17 protein-coding genes and 1 pseudogene are annotated in these 18,587 nt (G+C 49.4%); 9 read left to right on the forward strand and 9 right to left on the reverse strand.

The genetic code is table 11. The annotated features are described in order from the left end of the window. Positions 1-200: 200 nt before the first annotated feature. On the reverse strand, positions 201-1,637 hold the full coding sequence (otsA, locus tag F3J38_RS04750) for an alpha,alpha-trehalose-phosphate synthase (RefSeq protein WP_167135666.1): 1,437 nt from the start codon (positions 1,635-1,637) through the stop codon (positions 201-203). Beyond that, positions 1,634-2,423: pseudogene (gene otsB / locus F3J38_RS04755) on the reverse strand (trehalose-phosphatase). The gene otsA and the pseudogene otsB overlap by 4 nt, the downstream one beginning before the upstream one ends. A gap of 513 nt (positions 2,424-2,936) precedes the next feature. Here otsB and F3J38_RS04760 point away from each other — a divergent pair. From F3J38_RS04760 to F3J38_RS04770, 3 genes are all read left to right on the forward strand, one after another. After that, entirely contained in the window at positions 2,937-3,230 is a 294-nt protein-coding gene (locus F3J38_RS04760) for a hypothetical protein (RefSeq protein ID WP_205298137.1), read from the forward strand. A gap of 189 nt (positions 3,231-3,419) precedes the next feature. Next, the gene (locus tag F3J38_RS04765) at positions 3,420-3,932 is read left to right on the forward strand and encodes a GNAT family N-acetyltransferase (RefSeq protein ID WP_167135670.1); all 513 of its coding nucleotides are present in this window, start codon (positions 3,420-3,422) and stop codon (positions 3,930-3,932) included. Between the two features lie 153 nt (positions 3,933-4,085). Then, positions 4,086-5,144 (forward strand): YeiH family putative sulfate export transporter, encoded by a 1,059-nt coding sequence (locus tag F3J38_RS04770; protein WP_167135672.1) that lies wholly within the window; start codon positions 4,086-4,088, stop codon positions 5,142-5,144. A gap of 33 nt (positions 5,145-5,177) precedes the next feature. On the opposite strand, the gene F3J38_RS04775 is transcribed toward F3J38_RS04770, so the two are convergent. The 4 genes from F3J38_RS04775 to umuD form a co-directional block, all read right to left on the reverse strand. Next, positions 5,178-5,489 carry a hypothetical protein gene (locus tag F3J38_RS04775; RefSeq protein WP_167135674.1) on the reverse strand — a complete coding sequence of 104 codons (312 nt, stop codon included), beginning with the start codon at positions 5,487-5,489 and terminating at the stop codon, positions 5,178-5,180. A gap of 307 nt (positions 5,490-5,796) precedes the next feature. After that, positions 5,797-6,057 carry a hypothetical protein gene (locus F3J38_RS04780; RefSeq protein WP_167135676.1) on the reverse strand — a complete coding sequence of 87 codons (261 nt, stop codon included), beginning with the start codon at positions 6,055-6,057 and terminating at the stop codon, positions 5,797-5,799. 261 nt (positions 6,058-6,318) lie between these two features. Continuing rightward, on the reverse strand, positions 6,319-7,581 hold the full coding sequence (gene umuC, locus F3J38_RS04785; RefSeq protein ID WP_167135678.1) for a translesion error-prone DNA polymerase V subunit UmuC: 1,263 nt from the start codon (positions 7,579-7,581) through the stop codon (positions 6,319-6,321). Beyond that, a complete protein-coding gene (gene umuD / locus F3J38_RS04790) occupies positions 7,581-8,003 on the reverse strand; it encodes a translesion error-prone DNA polymerase V autoproteolytic subunit (RefSeq protein WP_167135680.1) in 423 nt (140 codons plus the stop codon). The genes umuC and umuD overlap by 1 nt, the downstream gene beginning before the upstream one ends. A 330-nt stretch (positions 8,004-8,333) precedes the next feature. On the opposite strand from umuD, the gene F3J38_RS04795 reads away from it, so the two are divergent. Next, positions 8,334-8,849 carry a GNAT family N-acetyltransferase gene (locus tag F3J38_RS04795; protein ID WP_167135682.1) on the forward strand — a complete coding sequence of 172 codons (516 nt, stop codon included), beginning with the start codon at positions 8,334-8,336 and terminating at the stop codon, positions 8,847-8,849. A gap of 105 nt (positions 8,850-8,954) precedes the next feature. On the opposite strand, the gene F3J38_RS04800 is transcribed toward F3J38_RS04795, so the two are convergent. Together F3J38_RS04800 and F3J38_RS04805 are read right to left on the reverse strand one after the other, a co-directional pair. Beyond that, positions 8,955-9,743: a death domain-containing protein gene (locus F3J38_RS04800; protein ID WP_167135684.1), complete on the reverse strand. Its 789-nt coding sequence runs from the start codon at positions 9,741-9,743 to the stop codon at positions 8,955-8,957. Between the two features lie 294 nt (positions 9,744-10,037). Then, positions 10,038-10,937 carry a LysR family transcriptional regulator gene (locus F3J38_RS04805; RefSeq protein ID WP_167135686.1) on the reverse strand — a complete coding sequence of 300 codons (900 nt, stop codon included), beginning with the start codon at positions 10,935-10,937 and terminating at the stop codon, positions 10,038-10,040. A 105-nt stretch (positions 10,938-11,042) separates the two neighbouring features. Here F3J38_RS04805 and F3J38_RS04810 point away from each other — a divergent pair, with 105 nt between their 5' ends. The 3 genes from F3J38_RS04810 (at position 11,043) to proP (ending at position 15,785) form a co-directional block, all read left to right on the forward strand. Further along, positions 11,043-12,203, forward strand: a complete 1,161-nt coding sequence (locus F3J38_RS04810) for an L-talarate/galactarate dehydratase (protein WP_167135688.1) — start codon at positions 11,043-11,045, stop codon at positions 12,201-12,203. 188 nt (positions 12,204-12,391) lie between these two features. Further along, complete coding sequence (locus tag F3J38_RS04815) at positions 12,392-13,720, forward strand: MFS transporter (protein ID WP_167135690.1); 1,329 nt, start codon at positions 12,392-12,394, stop codon at positions 13,718-13,720. A gap of 556 nt (positions 13,721-14,276) precedes the next feature. Beyond that, on the forward strand, positions 14,277-15,785 hold the full coding sequence (proP, locus tag F3J38_RS04820; RefSeq protein ID WP_167135692.1) for a glycine betaine/L-proline transporter ProP: 1,509 nt from the start codon (positions 14,277-14,279) through the stop codon (positions 15,783-15,785). 955 nt (positions 15,786-16,740) lie between these two features. Here the strand turns inward: proP and F3J38_RS04825 are convergent. Next, on the reverse strand, positions 16,741-17,244 hold the full coding sequence (locus tag F3J38_RS04825; protein ID WP_167135694.1) for a P-loop nucleotide/nucleoside kinase family protein: 504 nt from the start codon (positions 17,242-17,244) through the stop codon (positions 16,741-16,743). Positions 17,245-17,348: 104 nt separating this feature from the next. Between F3J38_RS04825 and F3J38_RS04830 the strand changes: the two genes are divergently transcribed. Both F3J38_RS04830 and msrA read left to right on the forward strand, forming a co-directional pair. Then, entirely contained in the window at positions 17,349-17,915 is a 567-nt protein-coding gene (locus tag F3J38_RS04830; RefSeq protein ID WP_205298154.1) for a flavin reductase family protein, read from the forward strand. A gap of 64 nt (positions 17,916-17,979) precedes the next feature. Continuing rightward, positions 17,980-18,516 carry a peptide-methionine (S)-S-oxide reductase MsrA gene (msrA, locus tag F3J38_RS04835; RefSeq protein ID WP_167135696.1) on the forward strand — a complete coding sequence of 179 codons (537 nt, stop codon included), beginning with the start codon at positions 17,980-17,982 and terminating at the stop codon, positions 18,514-18,516. The last annotated feature ends 71 nt before the right edge of the window (positions 18,517-18,587 follow it).

An 18,587-nucleotide genomic window follows, 5' to 3' on the forward strand; every position in this document is an offset into this window, starting at 1 on the left:
TGAGGAAACTATCGGCCTGACCACTCAAATCTTTAGGGTTAGCCCTAAAAAAAAGCTTTATGGACGTCTGAATGAGCAATTTTTAACCAAAATGTGCTTTTTTGATTGAGGTGTCAGGCAGTTACCACTTAACCAAATGAGAAGGATTTCATCGTGTAATGGAGGGTGTAAAACGGATGCGCCTCCCTGCGCACCGTTTATTAAGCCAGTTTTGGAAAAGTAGCGACCTTATGCGCCGTGCCGTGGTCATCGCTGCGGACAGGCAGCCCATTTAAATCCTGTAGAAAACATTCACGCCAGTGGGAAATATCCTGCTTACGCAGCACAGCCATCATGTCGTTATAACGCGAGATACGTTCAGTGCGCGGCATCGTAAGTGCACGATCAAGCGCCGCAGCCACTTCATCGCGATCGTAAGGATTAACGATCAAGGCAGATGTCAGTTCATTCGCCGCACCCGCAAAGCGCGAGAGCACTAAAACGCCGGGATCGTCTGGGTCTTGGGCGGCGACATACTCTTTCGCCACCAGATTCATGCCGTCGCGCAGCGGCGTAACCAAACCGACATCTGTCAGACGGAATATTTTCATCAACAGACGGCGATCAAAGTGCTGGTTCAGGTAGTAGAGTGGCGTCCAACCCAGGGTGCCATATTTTCCGTTGATTCGCCCAGCCTCTGTCTCTAGCTGATGTCGGATATCCTGATACGCTTGGACATCCCCTCTTGAGGTAGGCGCAATTTGCGAATAACGGATTTTGCCGCGATGCTGTGGGAAATTCTCCAGTAGCGCTTCATAGGCCAGAAAACGTTCAGGTAGGCCTTTAGAGTAATCGAGACGCTCACTGGCGATAATATTCTGTAAATCTCCCAGCTCACGTTTCATCGCCGCCATTTTCGGCGGTAAGTGCCCTTCCGCCATTTCTTTAATGCTGTCCGGCTCAATACCAATTGGATACACCTCTGTCATAAAGGTATTACCAAAGGCACGGTGTTTCTTCTCGCCTTTATTCTGCAACTGCGTCAACTGGCTCAGGCTGTCGAGAAAGGCCACACGATCGGATTCTGTCTGGAAACCCAGTAAGTCGTAATCGCAAAGCATTTCCAGCAGTTCCTGATGTGGCGGCAGGGCATTAAATATCTCTGGCGTCGGGAACGGGATATGCAGAAAGAATCCGATACGGTTATTAATACCCAGTTTGCGCAACTCGGCGGCAAACGGCAGCAGATGGTAATCATGGATCCATAAAATATCGTCTGGCTGTAATAACGGTTTTAAACGTTGAGCCAGCAAGGTATTTACACGGCGATAGCCTTCCCAGGCTTCACGCTGGTATTGGACCAAATCAAGACGATAATGGAAGGCAGGCCAGATTACCGTATTAGAAAACTGGCAGTAATATTGATCATAATCGTTCTGATTGAGAGGCAGTGACGCATAAGTGATACCGTCATGTTCAATCTGGGTGAGTTCTTCTTGCTCTTCGCCAGAGAACTCACTGATCTCTCCATTCCAGCCAAACCATAGCCCACCGGTATTTTGCAGCGCATCCAGAATCCCCACCGCGAGACCACCGGCGCTGGCCTTACTTCCATCCGGAATAGCAATGCGGTTAGATACGACGACTAAACGACTCATAACCTTGACTCCTTACCGACGATTGTCATGTTCTAATTGTAATAATAGTTGCTCAAGCCAGCGCCAGACCGCTTCAACGTCGCTAAGACGGTAGCGCGCATGGCTTGAACCTTCACCGACCTTCACTGAGATGCCTTGCATGGCATTGACGGCGAGAAATCCTTTTTCATCGGTGAGATCGTCACCCACAAATACCGGAATGCGACCGATAAAGGGTGCTTCTTGCATAAATTCACGCACGGCGGCACCTTTATCGATGCCTTGCGGTTTCAACTCCACCACGCACTTTCCGGGCTGTAACGCCAAAGCGGGAAAGCGCATGACGGCATCCTCAGCCAGTTGCATGATCGATGTTTCATACTCCGGTGCGTTGCGATAATGCAGCGCAAATGCCATCCCTTTGACTTCCAGCAGAGTGCCGGGCCATTGGTCCAGAGTTTGCTGCAACTCGGTTTGAAGGGTTTGCGCAACGTCACTCGGCAGCGTTTGCTTATGCATCAGCCCCCTCGCATCCCGCCGTTCCGCACCGTGTACACCTGCGGCTGGTGCTTCCATCGGATTCACTAGCGCATCAAGCTGCGCAATAGGGCGACCTGAAACCAGCGCTAGCGCACCATGACTTAGATTGGAGAGTTGTTGCAGATGCTGGCGCACCGTTGCGGGGATAGAAACCCATTCAGGTTGTGACTGGATGGTTGCCAGCGTGCCATCAACATCAAAAAAGAAGGCATAAAGCCCGCCGCTTAACGACGGCAAGGTGCTGTTCTCATTAACCGCAGGGGTCACATCTCCTCCTGTTATCCGGGTTAAAACTGCATAGGATGTTCGGAGGCAGATTGGTGCGAGGAGGTTTTGCCGTCAGGACAGCATTTCGTGGGGTAACGCTCCAAAAACAAACGACTTTTTCGTCAACACAGCAACCAGACTGCGAACATCGGCATCATTAAGTGTAGACAACAATTGACGTTTTGCCAGACGGGCGCAGATTAAGCCCCGCCAAGAGTGCCATTTTTAAGCCTTTGCAACCAAAAACAGAGAATCATTTCGTTTTTTCGACGCTTCGCTTGGTCGCAGCTTTATGCGTGTCGAGCCGTGCGAACTCTGCCGCTATTCCCAGATTTTCCTCACTTGCATACGCGCCACCGATTGGCTTATGGTGCGGTTACCGCTGCTTTTAAGGCGGGGATAAGGCCAGAAAAGGCCCATACCTGCGTCGTTTGACGCCTTCAGGCAGGCATTCAGGAAGATGAGAAACCGATCTAGTTCACACTTTAGCGATGTTATGGCAGGTGACTGCGCATGATCCCTCAAAGCTACAGTCAACGTGTTCACTTCTATTACTGCATTCTGGTCGCGTTGAAAATCAATGCTAAAACCCGCAAATCTGGCGGCATACGCGGCAAGAATAACTTTCTGCTCAAATGGTTGCGCAACGCGCAAAATAACACCATTTTCCACCCCGACATCACCAGTGAAATCGAGTGGTTGCGCGGCAAGATTATCAGCTCAGGTCCCGATGCAGATTTGGAACCTATGTTGCAGTACGTCTATGAAACCGCTAAGCGTGCCGAAACCATGCGTTTGGGATCCTGAATACCTGACGTACTCAAAGCGGGTGTTCGCTGTTCAACGGCTAGCACGAACGCCTCCCGTCACTATTCTGATTCCACACTTAGCATGTGTCAGAACATCATCTCCCTGTTAAAGTAACCTGCTGAAAAGTCAGCGAAGGAACGTTCGGCTGCTCGATCATTAACAAGGATGAATAACAGGATATCGGAAATGAATTTCACCATACGCAAGGCTCAGGCCGAGGATGCGGAATTGCTTCATCAACTGGGACGCATGACCTACAGCGCCCATTTCAAACATATGTGGGTGTCCACCGACGAGATGGATGCCTTTATCGACAAAGAGTATGGCTTAACAGTATTGCAAAGTAGCCTCGCCGCAGAGAATGAGAGCTGGTTAATTGCAGAGACCGATCACCCCGTGGGTTTTGCCAAAGTCACCTGGAATACCCCGGTGCCTGATTCCGGCATGACTGGGGCGATGCTCAACAAGCTTTACCTCAACCCAGACCAGACCGGTAAAAACTACGGCAAAATCATGTTTGAGAGCATCATTAATGAGGCCCGTGATAAGCGAGAAGGCTACATGTGGCTGGAAGTGATGGCTGAAAATGTGCGCGCTCGTAAGTTTTGGGAAGCCTTCGGGATGCAGCACATTAAAGACATTCCGTTTGTGACGGCCTCGCAGCGCAGCACGCTGCAAATTCTGGGTATGGTCATTTAATCGGCTTTTGGCGCAGCGACCGCTGTTCTCGCCGCGCCCGCTTTACCGGCACTTATCCGCGCTCTTACCACTTATTCAGATTTGATATAACGATATAATCAGTTTTTCTTTCGCGCCATCCCTCCGCATCATAGCTGCAACACAGGAGGCGTTATGGCTGATATCTCTCTTCAAAAACATTCACACCCCATCGCACACTTTGCGCCGGGTTTGCTGATGACGGCGGTTATCGCCCTGGCAACAGCCTGGCTGGGTAACGTGCCTTCAGTGGCACAACTGGGGCTGGGCGCACTGACGCTGGCGATTATCGGCGGGATTATTCTGGGAAACACGATCTATCCCAACCTGCAGGGCTACTGCGGCGCTGGCGTACACTTCGCAAAGCAGAAGCTGCTGCGCCTCGGTATCATTCTTTACGGTTTCCGACTGACCTTTCAGCAAGTGCTGGATGTCGGCGTGAGCGGCGTGGTCATTGATATCCTGATGCTGACCAGCACTTTCGCCCTCGCCTGCTGGCTAGGACATAAAATCTTAAAGCTGGATCGAGAAACCGCATGGTTGATTGGTGCTGGCAGTAGCATTTGTGGTGCCGCCGCCGTGCTTGCCACTGAGCCTGTCATCAAAGCAGAATCGTCCAAAGTCGCGGTTGCCGTCGCCACGGTGGTGATTTTCGGTACGGTAGCCATTTTCCTTTATCCCCTCATCTGGCACAGTGTTTCCCCTCTGTTACCGGGTGTTAGCCTGAGCGAGTTTGGTATTTACACGGGTTCAACCATGCATGAAGTTGCACAGGTTGTTGCTGCTGGACATGCCATCAGTGGGGAAACTGAAAACGCCGCCGTGATTGCTAAAATGCTGCGGGTGATGATGCTTGCACCCTTCCTCGTGGTGGTCGGCGTGATGATGCGCCGCAGTTCACCGGCAACAGGTAGTCAAAAGCAGCGTATTACGTTTCCATGGTTTGCGCTGGCGTTTATCCTGGTCGCGCTGTTCAACTCAGCACACCTTGTTCCCAGCGCAGCAATTGCGGTGATTAACCAATTGGATAGCGTCTTGCTGGCGATGGCGATGGCGGCTCTGGGTCTCACAACACATATCAGCCAACTTAAAAAAGCGGGCCTCCGTCCTCTGCTGCTGGGACTGATGCTGTTCATCTGGCTGATTGTGGGGGGTGGCGCGATTAACCTCACGATACATCATTTACTTGGTTGACGTGTTTGCCGCCCGACTGGGCGGCAACGCTGTTTAAGAACGGAAGTGTTTGCGGGCATAGACGGCAGTTTGCCGGCGGCTTTTAATCCGGAATTTGGCATGCGAAATCACCGTCATCCACCTTGGGTCAACCTTATTCGTCAGGTAAACATTTAACTCGCTGAGCAACTCTTCCCATTTTTCCGCTTGCCAGGTTTTATCACTCCCCAATGTTTCTTTCATCGATTGGATAAGAAGATCCACCTTCGCTTTAACCTCACCCAGTGGTTTCCCTGCCTGGTGAACAGCGGCTAATTTCCGAATTTCAGTGGCGTAATAATGGATATCGACCTCATTGTTGTGCAATCGCACCTCTGCTTATTATTGGCCCATTTCTTACAATACCCCAGGTTATAAGAAGGACATAATCGGAAAAACCTTATACCGTTTCGCTTTTATCACATCATTATCAATTTGGTTCTATCGCAGCGAGGTTATTTATTCAAAACAGAGAATAAAAATCACCGCCCATTGGCGGTGAAAACGATTTCACAGATTCGGTTTCACAATGAGGCTTGAATACCCTTTCGGTTTCTTTACTTATTTAAGTCTCAACGAAACTCACCGTATAGGCCGATTACTCCAGGAGGAAATAAGTCTATGCTCGGCCTGGTTAGCGTTTAATCACAAACTCTAACTCACTAAGTTTTTGATATTCCTTAGCCAATTTTTTAAGCTGCGTGGCTCGCATCTTATCAGCGCGCGCCAGCGCCTCTTCCTCTGTCAACTGGAACTCTTTCTTCTTAAAAAATTGTTCAAAGTTATACTCACGATCGCGCTGCTGGACAAATATTTCGCCGTCGTTTTTAAGCTCACCTTCCGCGATGTAGATTCCTCGGGTTAATGCATATTTTGTTATATAAGCTTTTATCATGCGTTCCTCTTACCTTGCTAAGTTCACCTATTAAAGCAAAATAAAGGTGATTTTTACAGCACTGAGTGATAAATGCGCTTATAACGGATTTTTATTCACCTTGATTTACTTCACATTTTCATAAAATACTGCATAGAGAACAATTCGATAAAGCACGGCGGCGATGTTGATAATTAAAAGCGAAGCGGGAAGTTTCGGATTTCACTATCCTGAATGATTCCATTCAAAACTTAAGGCCCAGCTGGAGTTGGAACAGCAGCATTACCTCGCAATCGGCAGGTCGGCATAGCGAGTGGTGTACGCTGGTGACAACATCTCACGCTTCATCGCCCATGGTTTCTGAATCCCTTGTCCGGCAAACCATAATTTTCCTTTCCCGCTTTGATTAATGCCATCCATCACCCGCATCAGGGATTCACTGTTCGCCTGCGGCTGGATCTCATCGAACAGATTCAGTTGCGCAACGCCTTGGCTAAAGAAGTCGCCTAACATCACACCTGCTTTCATATATCGACACTCTTCGCGCCAGATACGATCCAGAGCGACCGTGGCAACACGAATAATATCGCGCGTGTCGTTGGTCGGAGTCATCACTTGGATCATCGCCTGGTTACCGTAAAAAGGTTCTCCTTCAGCATGCGGGCTGGTGCGAATAAACACACCGATTTGTCGGCAATACTGCCGCTCGGCACGCAACTTTTCGGCAGCGCGAAAGGCATAGTTGCATACGGCCTCTCGCATGTCGGCATAGTCAGTGATGCGTCCCGCAAACGAGCGTGAGCAGATAATTTGCTGCTTCACTGGCGCAAACTCTTCCAGTTCGAGACAGGGTTCACCGCGCAACTCGCGCACGGTGCGTTCCAGCACCACATTGAAGTGCTTGCGGATCACCCAAGTGCTCTGCTCCGACAAATCCAGCGCGGTCGTGATACCCATGGCATTCAGCTTTTTGCTGATGCGTCGCCCTACGCCCCACACATCTGCCACATCGACTAACGCCATTAACTTCTTTTGTCGCTCAAGGTTGGAGAGATCCAGCACGCCGCCGGTCTTGCTCCATTTTTTGGCGGCATGGTTGGCCAGCTTGGCCAGTGTTTTGGTGGGCGCGATCCCCACCCCCACCGCCAAATGCGTTTCGCGTTTCACCCGCTGCTGGATGTCCCGTCCGAACTCTTCCAGCACGCGGCAGTTACGTACGCCCGTGAGGTTCATAAACGCCTCATCGATGGAGTAGATCTCAACGGAGGGCGCCATCTCTTCCAGTATCGTCATCACGCGCAGGCTCATGTCGGCGTAGAGCGCATAGTTAGAGCTGAACACATGCACGTTATGGCGTCGCAACTCATCTTTGATTTTGAAATAGGGGCCGCCCATGCCGATATCCAGCTTCTTGGCCTCAGCCGAACGCGCGATGACGCAGCCATCGTTGTTGCTTAACACAATCACCGGCTTACCTTTGAGATCGGGCCTGAACACCGTCTCGCACGAGGCATAAAATGAGTTCACATCCACCAGCGCAAACATCACTTTCTCAGCGTCTTGATGACATGTTTAACCACACCGAAGATCTCAAACTGATCCGGGTCGGGAATAGGAATGATGGCGTGCGCCGCATTCATCGGTTTGAGGTGCAGGCAGGGCTTCAGCATCAGCTGCTTCACTGTGAATTCCCCTGCGATGGCGGCCACCACCACATCACCCTGCTCGGGTTTCACTGCACTATCGACGATCAACATATCGCCATCGCTGATTCCACCTTCGATCATCGAGTCACCGCTGACTTTGATGAAGTAAGTGGCGCTGGGATGCGTGACGCAAAAATCATTGAGGTCAATGCGCTGCTCAATGTAGTCCTGAGCCGGTGACGGAAAACCACAGGGCACGCGACTGATAAACAAGGGCAAGCTGAGAATGGCACGGAGTTCCGCCGGTTGATAAAACACCATAATGATGGCCTATAAGAATACTGTATATAAACACAGTATCACCAATCCCCCTTGTTTGATCAAGCCCGCCCCTGAGCCGTTTTCCAAAATGACTGGAAGGAAAGGAGATTTAGTTTTGGCTATCTTTAACGGCAGAATGGATACGCTCATGATCTTCACTTTGGGTGCAATCCGCAGGCTGTTTAGCTTGCCGCCGTGTGGGGAAATTCGATGTCGCTGGGGGGTAGCAGGTGATATGTGCCAAGAGCGGATACGGCTTACGACATGGCAGGTTGATTTATGGAGATTTGCCCCCTAAAAGTTATACCCTCTCGTAAGAAGGAATGTCAGATGGATTTAGAAACCGAACGTTTACGGCTTGAACCCTTTCAAGACTCACACTACGAAGGTCTAAGAGTCATGGATAGCGATCCCGGCGTGATGCGCTATATCAACCAAGGGAGGGTTAAAACACCCGAAGAAACCAGGGAAAGTATCAGCCGTGTTCATGACCGCTGGGAGAAATACGGGTTCTCGTGGTGGGCGATCAAAGAGAAGACTTCCGCGGCCATCGTTGGCGCTGCGTGCCTCCAGTACCTGGCAAATGTGGAGGGTGCGCCATTAGAAATAGGCTGGCGGCTCATCCCCGGACATCATGGTAAAGGTTATGCGACGGAAGCCGCGAAAGCGATTATAACTTTTGCGGCCGAACGAATCGGTGCCACTTACTTAGTGGCTGTTGCCGATCCAGAAAATATCCCCTCACAGCGCGTGATGCAGCGCTTAGGCATGACTTACAAAGCAATAGAACAGCACTACGATGTGCCATGTGTCGTTTATGAACTTAGCATTTGTAGAGCTGATTGAGTGTTTGAGCTGGAGATGCGTGAATGATTTCCGCAGTGTGCTAACAGCTGACGTTGCTAATAAATTCACACCAATATGCTGTCCCGGCTTTGAAACATGAATTATCTAGTCAAACTGATGACTGAGTTCTGGAAAATGGATGATTTTATCGATATCACACTCTTTGCCAGACAGATTCGACAGGTTCAGATATGGGACCATCGTAGGCTCTTTGAGATTCGCCAGGAACCAGTCTTGCTGAAAGCGTTCCCCCTTCTGCATGGAGCTGTTACCACCTGTCGTCAGAGGCAGGATGAAGCTGATTTCATCCTCATCAAGATTGATTTTAAGCGTCATCCTGACGGCTGAATGAGGACCGTAACGATCAGCCATGATGGCATTCAGAGTCTGAATGTAGCCGGCATTCATAATGGTCATGGGCATCTGCGGCGCTGAATCGAAGACCACTATATTTTCAAACCCAGTGCCTGCGAGGGATTTAAGTAGCCCTTTAAATCTCAGCGCCATAGCTGCCGCCACCCATTTGGTCTGACCAGGATCAATTATCACAGGGGAACGGTTTGTATTCGGATCGGCTGCCAGCATGCAGTACCCTCCTCCTGTTGAGCCCCTGGTGGATATATCGTGGCTGTTTAAGAGCATGAGTTCAGCGGAGGTCAGCTGCACTGGCGACTTACCATAATTCCTCAGCTGCAATGCCACAAAGGCATCATTATCCATGGGTGTTGAAATATCAGCACGAGGGCGCACAGGCACGAGGCGCGCATTGACCGCAGATATCTTTAGGTCATTTGCGGAAAACAGACGATCATATATGCGACTAAAGAAGTCGGTCGCGCTGTTTAGGTTACTTAAAAAGGTTACACTTGCAGTAATGCCTACTGCCAGCGCCACAATTATTCTTTTCGAACTTCCTGCTCTCACGGTTCGCTTAATTCTCAGTTGGTTTATATTGTGGTCCACACTTCGCAAAGAAATATCCCTACAGCCATGGTATCTCTTCATTAAAACTTAACGCGAAGTCAGATGGAAATGTCGTGCTTTGTTTGGTGAGTGGGCACACGAGTGAAAAAGATAACGTTTCAGGTGCTTACTGTAATCTTCTCTGCACACAGTTACAGAATATAAGGCGTCTTTGTGCCAAAAGTGGACAGGATAGCATCGTTTTATGTTTTTATCGGTAGTATATCACTTCATCTTTGGAGCTAATGATAGCTTAATTAGCTCAAGCATCACTTTAAAGGCAGGATTATCATTGTCCTCGCGCCAGGCAAGATACAGCAGACTTTCAATCCCTGCGGGCAAGGTAATATGGCGATAGACGATATCATCAAACAAAATACGCGCAGCACTTTCCGGGACAAACGCCATACCCATACCGGCGTTTACAAGTGAGAGTATTGTCAGCGTTGAGCCAATATATTGCACATAATCCGGTTGAATATTATTCGAACGAAACATCCCTGTCAGCAGTTCATAAAATGGCTGCCAGGTGGATAATGCATACATAATAAACGGCTGCTTATCAAGATGGGTAATTGTAATATCCGACAGTGTCGCCAGTTCATGCTGACGTGGGACCGCCAGCACAAACGGCTCATTCACCAGAATTTCACTGTTCACGCCGGTCAAAGCTGAAGGTGCACGCACAAGGCCAATATCGCTTTGCCGCAGGCGCAGAGCTTCGAATTGTTCACCGGTTGTCATCTCCCTGAGCGAGATATCAATGTGGGGATAAATCTCTTTGCCTCTGGCAACGACCATCGGTAAAAACGCATAAACTGCGCTCGCCACAAAGCTGATATTTACCGAGCCGATATTTCCTTGCGACATCTTCTGCGTGTTCAGCATCGCCACATGCGCGCGCTGCAGTAAATCCTGCGCCTCGATAAAAAATCTCCTGCCAGCAGCCGTTAGCACCACTGTTCGAGTTGTACGTTCAAAAAGCTCAACCCCCAATTGATGTTCCAGCAGTTGGATCTGCCGGCTGAGTGGAGGTTGCGTCATATTTAACCGTTTTGCTGCGCGTGAAAAATTCAGCTCGGTAGCAACGGCAAGAAAAAACCTCAGTTGACTTAGCTCAAACATTTATACAATTCCGGCATGAATCAATTCTTTGATTGGATTAGACAGTATGAGTCCACAGGCGCAATCTGGTAAAGCCCTCAACAATATCAAATACAAGGTACGTCTATGCCTACACCAAATACTCTTGCCCAGACAGGCGATTTTGACCATATCAGCTGGATTAAACTCTCTTCTGTTAATGTCCCTCTGAGCACGGCGGTGAGTGATGCAAAAGTCCTGACCGGCCGCCAGAGTGCGCTGAAAGACGTGGCGCTGCTGATTGCGGAAATCGAAACCGAACAGGGTTATCGCGGCTTGGGTTTTTCCTACACACTGCGTAACGGCGGCCCGGCACAATTCAGCCACGCCAAAGAGATGGCACCACTGCTGATTGGCGAAGATCCGAACGACATTTCCCGCCTATGGAGCAAACTGGTTTGGGCAGGCGCATCTGTCGGCCGTAGCGGCCTGGCGACGCAAGCCATTGCCGCGTTCGATACAGCCCTGTGGGATCTGAAAGCCAAACGCGCCAACCTGTCGTTGGCAAAATTACTGGGCGCTCAGCGTAACGAAGTGCGTTGCTACAACACCTCCGGCGGATATCTGCAGGCATCAGTGGACGAAATCATCGACAAATCCAAAGATTCTTTGGCGCGTGGTATTGGCGGCATCAAAATGAAAGTCGGCCACCCGGATCGTCGTCAGGATCTTCAACGCGTTGATGCCATTCGCAAAGCGCTGGGCGACGACACGCCGCTGATGGTCGACGTTAACCAACAGTGGGACCGCACCACCGCACGGCGGATGGGCATGGCGATGGAACAGTACAACCTGCAATGGATTGAAGAGCCCCTGGATGCCTACGATGTGGAAGGCCACCGTATACTCTCTTCCAGTCTGGTGACGCCGGTTGGTACCGGTGAGATGCTCACCAGCGCGGGCGAAGTAGCTGAATACATCCGTCAGGGTGCGGTAGATTTGGTGATGCATGACGCTCCACGCGTTGGCGGTATCACTCCGTTCCTGAAAGTGCAGCAGATGGCAGAAGACCACGGTCTGATGATGGCACCGCACTTCGTCATGGAAATTCACTTACATCTGGCTGCCGCCTACGCCCACGAAACCTGGGTGGAACATTTCGAGTGGCTGGAGCCGGTCTTTAATGAGCGTCTGGAAATTCGCGATGGCCAGATGATAGTGCCGACACGCCCGGGTCTTGGCCTTTCGCTGCACGACCAAACCACCGCCTGGACGGTGGCAAGTTTTGAAACTGGCAAAGGTCATTAATAAAATTTCTGTGTAATAACCTGACGCTTTTATACAGATTGAACCTTATTGAGTACCTCAGGAATATTCCCTCGACAGGGCGCGCCTGAAAACGCGCTCTGTTTTTTCTTTTCGTCATTTTTTATCTGTATTGGCGCGGGATGTCTTAAAAAATAAATATAACACTGTACCCTGCAAAGAGGTTTTCAATGACCACTAATAAATCATCATTACGAAAACAAAAAAGTCACGTACGTTACATTATATTAGTCATCGTCTTTATCATAACCAGCGTCAACTATGCCGATCGCGCAACTTTATCCATTGCCGGAAGTTCCCTCGCCAAAGAATTAGGACTTGATCCTGCCGACATGGGCCTGATTTTCTCCGCCTTTGGTTGGGCATATTTGATTATGCAAATCCCCGGAGGTTGGCTACTGGATAGATATGGCTCGAAAAGGGTCTACACCTGGAGCCTGTTCTTCTGGTCATTTTTCACCTTCCTGCAGGGCTTTATTGAGTTTATGCCGCTCGCCTGGACAGTGGTCAGCCTGTGTTTCCTGCGCTTTATGCTGGGTTTCTCTGAAGCTCCATCTTTCCCGGCGAACGCCCGTATTGTTGCCGCTTGGTTCCCGAGCAATGAACGCGCCACCGCCACAGCCTGTTTTAACGCCGGTCAGTATTTCGCACTCGCGCTCTTTTCCCCACTGCTGGGTTGGCTGACCTTTGCCTGGGGTTGGCAGCATGTCTTCAGCGTGATGGGTATTATCGGCTTTATTCTCACCTTTATATGGGTTCGCTACGTTCATAACCCGAGCGAGCACCCGATGATTTCCCAGCAGGAGCTGGCATATATCACCGACGGTGGCGCCATTATTGATATGGACACCAAATCGGCAGCGAAGAAAACCTCCGGCGGATGGACTTCCGTTAAGCAGATGCTGACCAACCGCATGTTAATGGGCGTGTTCCTCGGGCAGTATTTTATAAACTCCATTACCTGGTTCTTCCTGACCTGGTTCCCGATTTATCTGGTTCAGCAGCGCGGGATGTCAATTCTGAACGTCGGGTTTATCGCCTCAATTCCAGCTATTTGTGGTTTCGCTGGGGGGATTCTGGGTGGCGTATGTTCAGACTGGCTGCTGAAAAAAGGAATGAGTCTCACCGCCTCGCGCAAAATTCCTATCGTTCTCGGCATGCTGCTGGCAACCTCGTTAATCCTGTGTAACTACACTGAAAGCCACGTGGTGGTAGTGTCTCTGATGGCGCTGGCCTTTTTCGGCAAGGGCTTCGGCGCGCTGGGCTGGACGGTGGTCTCCGATGTGGCCCCGAAAGAAGCGGCAGGCTTGTGTGGAGGTCTCTTTAACGCGTTCGGCAACGTGGCCTCCATCGTGACGCCACTGGTGATTGGCTATCTGGTTAAAGAGATGAATTCGTTCAACAGCGCCCTGATCTTCGTTGGCGCGTCGGCTATAGCTGCCATGCTCTGCTATCTACTGGTGGTAGGCAAAATCAGCAGAATGGAGTTGAAGATGTAAAATCATTCCGCCCGGTAAATTCTACTTACCGGGCATCTAATAAATTACAAGAAAAGAAAGATTGTTATGGTAGATAACTGCCTGTTGTTGCATTCATTGCATCAATCGAAGTTTAAAAGTCAGCGTTAACATTCATAGTTGACTGACCCCGAACTGATAGGTGATCCCGCCCTATAGTTGTTTAATTGATTGTCCGATTCTCGTTCACAGCGCTCCATAATGTACTTCCGCTTTGTGCTGTGAGTTCAATGGCTCGAGCACCGCTTTCATTATCCTGACTCCCGACGCATTTGCGCCTTCCGTCCCGTCATAACCGAAATCGACCAACGATAAAAACCACACGATGGGCAGCCACTCACCTTTATCCAGCATCCTTATCATCAGTGATCACCCCACCCAACAAGAAATAACGGCAACAATCCACGGTTCTCAGGCAGTTTGTAAATTTGTGTCTATCCTTAATCCGTTCAAACAGGTACAGAGGCAAGTAAGCACTCTGCAACCTGTTTTAATTGTTGGATTTTAACCAAGGGTCTTAGATTTCAAAGGAACAAAAATGCTAGGCATTAGACGTAAAAAAGTTAAACCCATGCGCCTGAAGGACGTCACCATTATTGATGACGCACGTTTAAAGAAAGCCATTACCGCCGCCGCGCTAGGCAATGCCATGGAGTGGTTTGATTTTGGTGTTTATGGCTATGTGGCAGCCGTACTGGGTAAGGTTTTCTTCCCCGATGCTTCACCGGGCATTCAGATCATCGCTGCATTAGGCACCTTCTCTGTTCCCTTCATCATTCGACCTTTAGGTGGCATGTTCTTTGGGGCGTTAGGTGACAAATATGGTCGCCAAAAAATTCTGGCCATCACCATTATTCTGATGACACTCAGCACTTTCTGCATTGGTCTTATCCCGTCTTATGCAACCATCGGCTTCTGGGCGCCGGTTCTGCTGCTCATCGCGAAAATGGTCCAGGGCTTTTCAGTCGGTGGAGAATATACCGGCGCTTCTATCTTCGTTGCGGAGTACTCTCCTGACAGGAAACGAGGCTTTTTGGGGAGCTGGTTGGATTTCGGCTCACTGGTCGGTTTCGTGTGTGGTGCTGGGATTGTTGTCTTACTGACGGCGATATTGGGCCAGGAAAACTTTAATGACTGGGGCTGGCGAATTCCCTTCTTTATGGCGCTGCCATTGGGATTAGTGGGGCTGTATCTGCGTCATGCGCTAGAAGAAACACCCGCGTTCCAAAAACATGTTGATTCACTTGAACAGGGATCCAAGCAAGGCCTTAGCGAAGGGCCTTCAGTTCCGTTTAAAGAGATTGCACGTAAACACTGGCGCAATCTGATCTCCTGCATCGGTATCGTGATCACCACCAATGTAGCTTATTACATGTTGCTCACTTATGTACCGAGTTACCTGACACATAACCTGCATTATTCTGAGGACCGCGGTGTCCTGATTATTGTGGTGATTATGCTGGCCATGCTATTTGTTCAACCCGTGATGGGGTTGCTCAGTGATAAATTTGGACGTCGTCCCTTTATCATTATTGGCAGCACGGCAATGGTTTTATTTTCAATTCCGTCGTTTATGCTAATAACCCATCACAGCATCGTGGCCCTTTTCTTCGGGTTGTTGATTCAGGCCGTTATTCTGAACTGCCTGATAGGTGTGATGGCTTCAACGCTACCGGCGCTGTTCCCTACCGAGGTACGTTACAGTGCATTAGCGAGCACTTATAACATTTCTATTTTGGTGGCAGGCATTACCCCGACATTTACAGCCTGGCTAGTTGAGGCAACAGGCAATCTGTACATGCCAGCCTGGTATCTGATGGTGGTGGGCGTGATTGGTGTCGTGACAGGTATCACAGTGAGAGAAACGGCGAATAAGCCTCTGTTTGGTGATACTCCTGCAGCCTCCTCTCTTGAAGAAGCGAAAGAGTTATTACAAGAGCATCATGATGGTATTGAACAGCGTATCGAGGACATTGATGAGGAAATTGAAGCGCTCAAAAATAAGCGCCGAGATTTAGTCGCTCAGCATCCTGATATCGTAAAGTAATAAAACTCACCGCTACCTCATAGGTAGCGGTTTTTCTCAGTCGTATAATCACAACTTTAAATGTGCCTGTTCAACCTAAAAAATCATCAAGGGAGTCCTCAATTCGAGGAGAACACACCCATAATCAAACACAGCAATAAAGACTTAAATTCTGCATGGATATAAAACCCATGCAGAATATCCCATTTTCATTATCGCCAAATAATGATACGTTTATGAGGAGAATAGGCTAGGCCATATGACTAAGGAGGGTAATTCCCATGCCGAAATTATCAAGTCGGGTAATCAAAATCATTGCTGCCTTTCCCATCTCTCTGTATGTCTGTAATGCGATTGTTCAGACATCCGATGTGCTCTCTAGCACAAAGCCTCACGCTTACTGGCACCTTGTCTCAGTTTATTTTCAAGCAGTCTTCTTCAGTTATCTCTTCTATAAGTATTTAGTGAAAAAATAGATTTAGAAACCATCGTTCGCGGGACACTCCAAGAGAATGTTTTGAAAGGAGTTCAAAATTGAAGCTCAACTATTCAATTCACAGACTTAACCTGAAAGCTCAATGGCAGAAAGATAGCTTTAGAGTTTTATTTTTTTATTCACCATGATGCTATTTTCAGTCATCATTAAATGGATTTTACCGCTATTTTTTCATGGTAATGTTACCGGCGGATTTTCTGGCATGATTAGCGGACTTCTCGTTAGCTTTTGGCTTACCAACATATCGGAACTCACCATTAAATCATCCATTCACACAGACGAATTAGTCACCGTCTTAAATAAATATAAGTACAGGCAAACGGACCATGGCTACTATGAGCTTCAGGGAGCGAAATTGACACGCTTTAAGTCTCAGCGCATTTATATCCGCAACAATGGCAATAACATGATTCTCGAAGGTCCTTACAACACCCTCAAGAAAATCATCAATCAACTCAATAAATAGCCAGCGCCATCCGCTTATCCGTGCACCACCACATTAAAGCCTTCATCCGCATGTGGTGCGACAAAGTAACTGCTGATCACTTCAAACTGCGCATCCGTCGCCGCGAAATCGTGACTGCACGAGGCATTGCGCGCATGCAAACGGCTCTTGCACACGGCATCTGGCACATCGAGGAAATGCAGTTGATGTTCAGCCTGAGCACTCTGGATCACCGCTGTCATCCACTGCCGTTGGTTGACGGTATTGGCTGGGAAGTCCAGCACCACGGACACGCCACGTTGCAATAAAGCGATTAAGTGTGGCGTCATCGCATTGCGCAGTTTACCCGCGCAGCGCACATAATCGCTGACATCCTGCATCTCTTCCGCAAACAAATGTGACAGCCAAGCGTCTTCGCTAATGATCACAGCTCCGGTTTGTTGCGCCAACTGATGTGCCAGCGTCGATTTTCCCGCGGCAATTTTGCCGCACAACAGATGCAAGACAGGACGAGATGTGGGCACAGACGCAGATTCCATTAGCCAGCTCCAGATAAAATGACGCTCTACCATGCCGTGAAATGCCGAATCAGTAAAGCCTGCATCTACACTTAATTATCACGGTAAAAATGAGGAGACGCATGATGAGCCAACGCCTGCACAAGATTGACTTTCCCGTGAGCAAGGCGCGGAAATATCTGGAGCCCGGCCCGGTGGTGTTACTAAGTTCTCACTTTGAAGATCACCACGACATCATGACCCTTGGCTGGCATACCGTACTGGAATTTTCACCCTCGCTGATCGGCTGTATGATCGCTGGCGGTAACTACAGCCATGAGCTGATTCGGCAAAGCGGACAGTGCGTGATTAACATTCCCTCGGCGGATTTAGTGGATCGCGTGGTGGCGATTGGTAACTGCCATGGCGATCGTATCGATAAGTTCGATGCCTTTAAACTCACGCCTGAACCCGCCAACGTAGTGAATGCGCCACTGATCGACGAATGCTTTGCCAGTTTTGAGTGCCAGCTGTATGACGATTCAATGGTGAACAACTACAGCTTCTTCATCTTCGAAATTGTTAAAGCACATGTTGCCGACCAACCGGAATTTCCGCCCACCCTGCACTACACTGGCGAAGGGCGCTTTACCGTTATGAGCAATAGCGTGCTCGATAAACATCAAGACTTTAAGCCAGAAATGTTAATTTGAGCGGCTTGAATTCGCCTTCGAGTGCCCTCACAGTAACGCTTTCGACCTGACAGGAGTAATAACAATGGCAACCGAATATGCGGTGATCGCCGGTGGCTGTTTCTGGTGTACCGAAGCAGTGTTCAAAGATGTGATTGGCGTAGAGTCAGTCGAAAGTGGGTATACCGGCGGGGAACGTCCGAACCCAACCTATGAGCAAGTGTGCAGCGGTGCCACCGGCCATGCTGAGGCGATCCGTGTCGGTTTCGACCCCGAGCAAGTGAAGTATGGCGATTTGCTGGATATCAGCTTTGCCACGCACGATCCAACCCAGTTAAACCGCCAGGGTAACGATATTGGTACGCAGTATCGTTCAGCGATTTTCCCCGCCAACCCAGAGCAGGAAGCCGAAGCGATTGCCGCGATTGCGCGTGCACAAGCCGATCTGAACGTGCCGGTAGTGACCACCATTGAGCCGCTGAAAGAGTGGTATCCGGCGGAAGATTATCATCAGGATTACTGGGATGGTGCCGGTCAACGTAACGGTTATTGCATGGCGGTGATCCCACCGAAGTTGCAAAAACTGCGCAAGAGCTTTGCGAATCGCGTGAAATCTTCCTAATTTAGCGCGATAAGTAGGGATGCCCTGATGCACCGTCAGTCGCGGCGTTATTCATAGCACAATGAGTCGCT

The organism is Candidatus Pantoea formicae (assembly GCF_011752625.1).
Taxonomy (GTDB): Bacteria; Pseudomonadota; Gammaproteobacteria; order Enterobacterales; family Enterobacteriaceae; genus Pantoea; species Pantoea formicae.

What these genes read in the sequence shown, in the direction of transcription:
- otsA (WP_167135666.1), bottom strand. Translation starts at nt 1,637, where the DNA reads ATGAGTCGTTTAGTCGTCGTATCTAACCGCATTGCTATTCCGGATGGA.
- F3J38_RS04760 (WP_205298137.1), top strand. Translation starts at nt 2,937, where the DNA reads ATGATCCCTCAAAGCTACAGTCAACGTGTTCACTTCTATTACTGCATT.
- F3J38_RS04765 (WP_167135670.1), top strand. Translation starts at nt 3,420, where the DNA reads ATGAATTTCACCATACGCAAGGCTCAGGCCGAGGATGCGGAATTGCTT.
- F3J38_RS04770 (WP_167135672.1), top strand. Translation starts at nt 4,086, where the DNA reads ATGGCTGATATCTCTCTTCAAAAACATTCACACCCCATCGCACACTTT.
- F3J38_RS04780 (WP_167135676.1), bottom strand. Translation starts at nt 6,057, where the DNA reads ATGATAAAAGCTTATATAACAAAATATGCATTAACCCGAGGAATCTAC.
- umuC (WP_167135678.1), bottom strand. Translation starts at nt 7,581, where the DNA reads ATGTTTGCGCTGGTGGATGTGAACTCATTTTATGCCTCGTGCGAGACG.
- umuD (WP_167135680.1), bottom strand. Translation starts at nt 8,003, where the DNA reads ATGGTGTTTTATCAACCGGCGGAACTCCGTGCCATTCTCAGCTTGCCC.
- F3J38_RS04795 (WP_167135682.1), top strand. Translation starts at nt 8,334, where the DNA reads ATGGATTTAGAAACCGAACGTTTACGGCTTGAACCCTTTCAAGACTCA.
- F3J38_RS04805 (WP_167135686.1), bottom strand. Translation starts at nt 10,937, where the DNA reads ATGTTTGAGCTAAGTCAACTGAGGTTTTTTCTTGCCGTTGCTACCGAG.
- F3J38_RS04810 (WP_167135688.1), top strand. Translation starts at nt 11,043, where the DNA reads ATGCCTACACCAAATACTCTTGCCCAGACAGGCGATTTTGACCATATC.
- F3J38_RS04815 (WP_167135690.1), top strand. Translation starts at nt 12,392, where the DNA reads ATGACCACTAATAAATCATCATTACGAAAACAAAAAAGTCACGTACGT.
- proP (WP_167135692.1), top strand. Translation starts at nt 14,277, where the DNA reads ATGCTAGGCATTAGACGTAAAAAAGTTAAACCCATGCGCCTGAAGGAC.
- F3J38_RS04825 (WP_167135694.1), bottom strand. Translation starts at nt 17,244, where the DNA reads ATGGAATCTGCGTCTGTGCCCACATCTCGTCCTGTCTTGCATCTGTTG.
- F3J38_RS04830 (WP_205298154.1), top strand. Translation starts at nt 17,349, where the DNA reads ATGAGCCAACGCCTGCACAAGATTGACTTTCCCGTGAGCAAGGCGCGG.
- msrA (WP_167135696.1), top strand. Translation starts at nt 17,980, where the DNA reads ATGGCAACCGAATATGCGGTGATCGCCGGTGGCTGTTTCTGGTGTACC.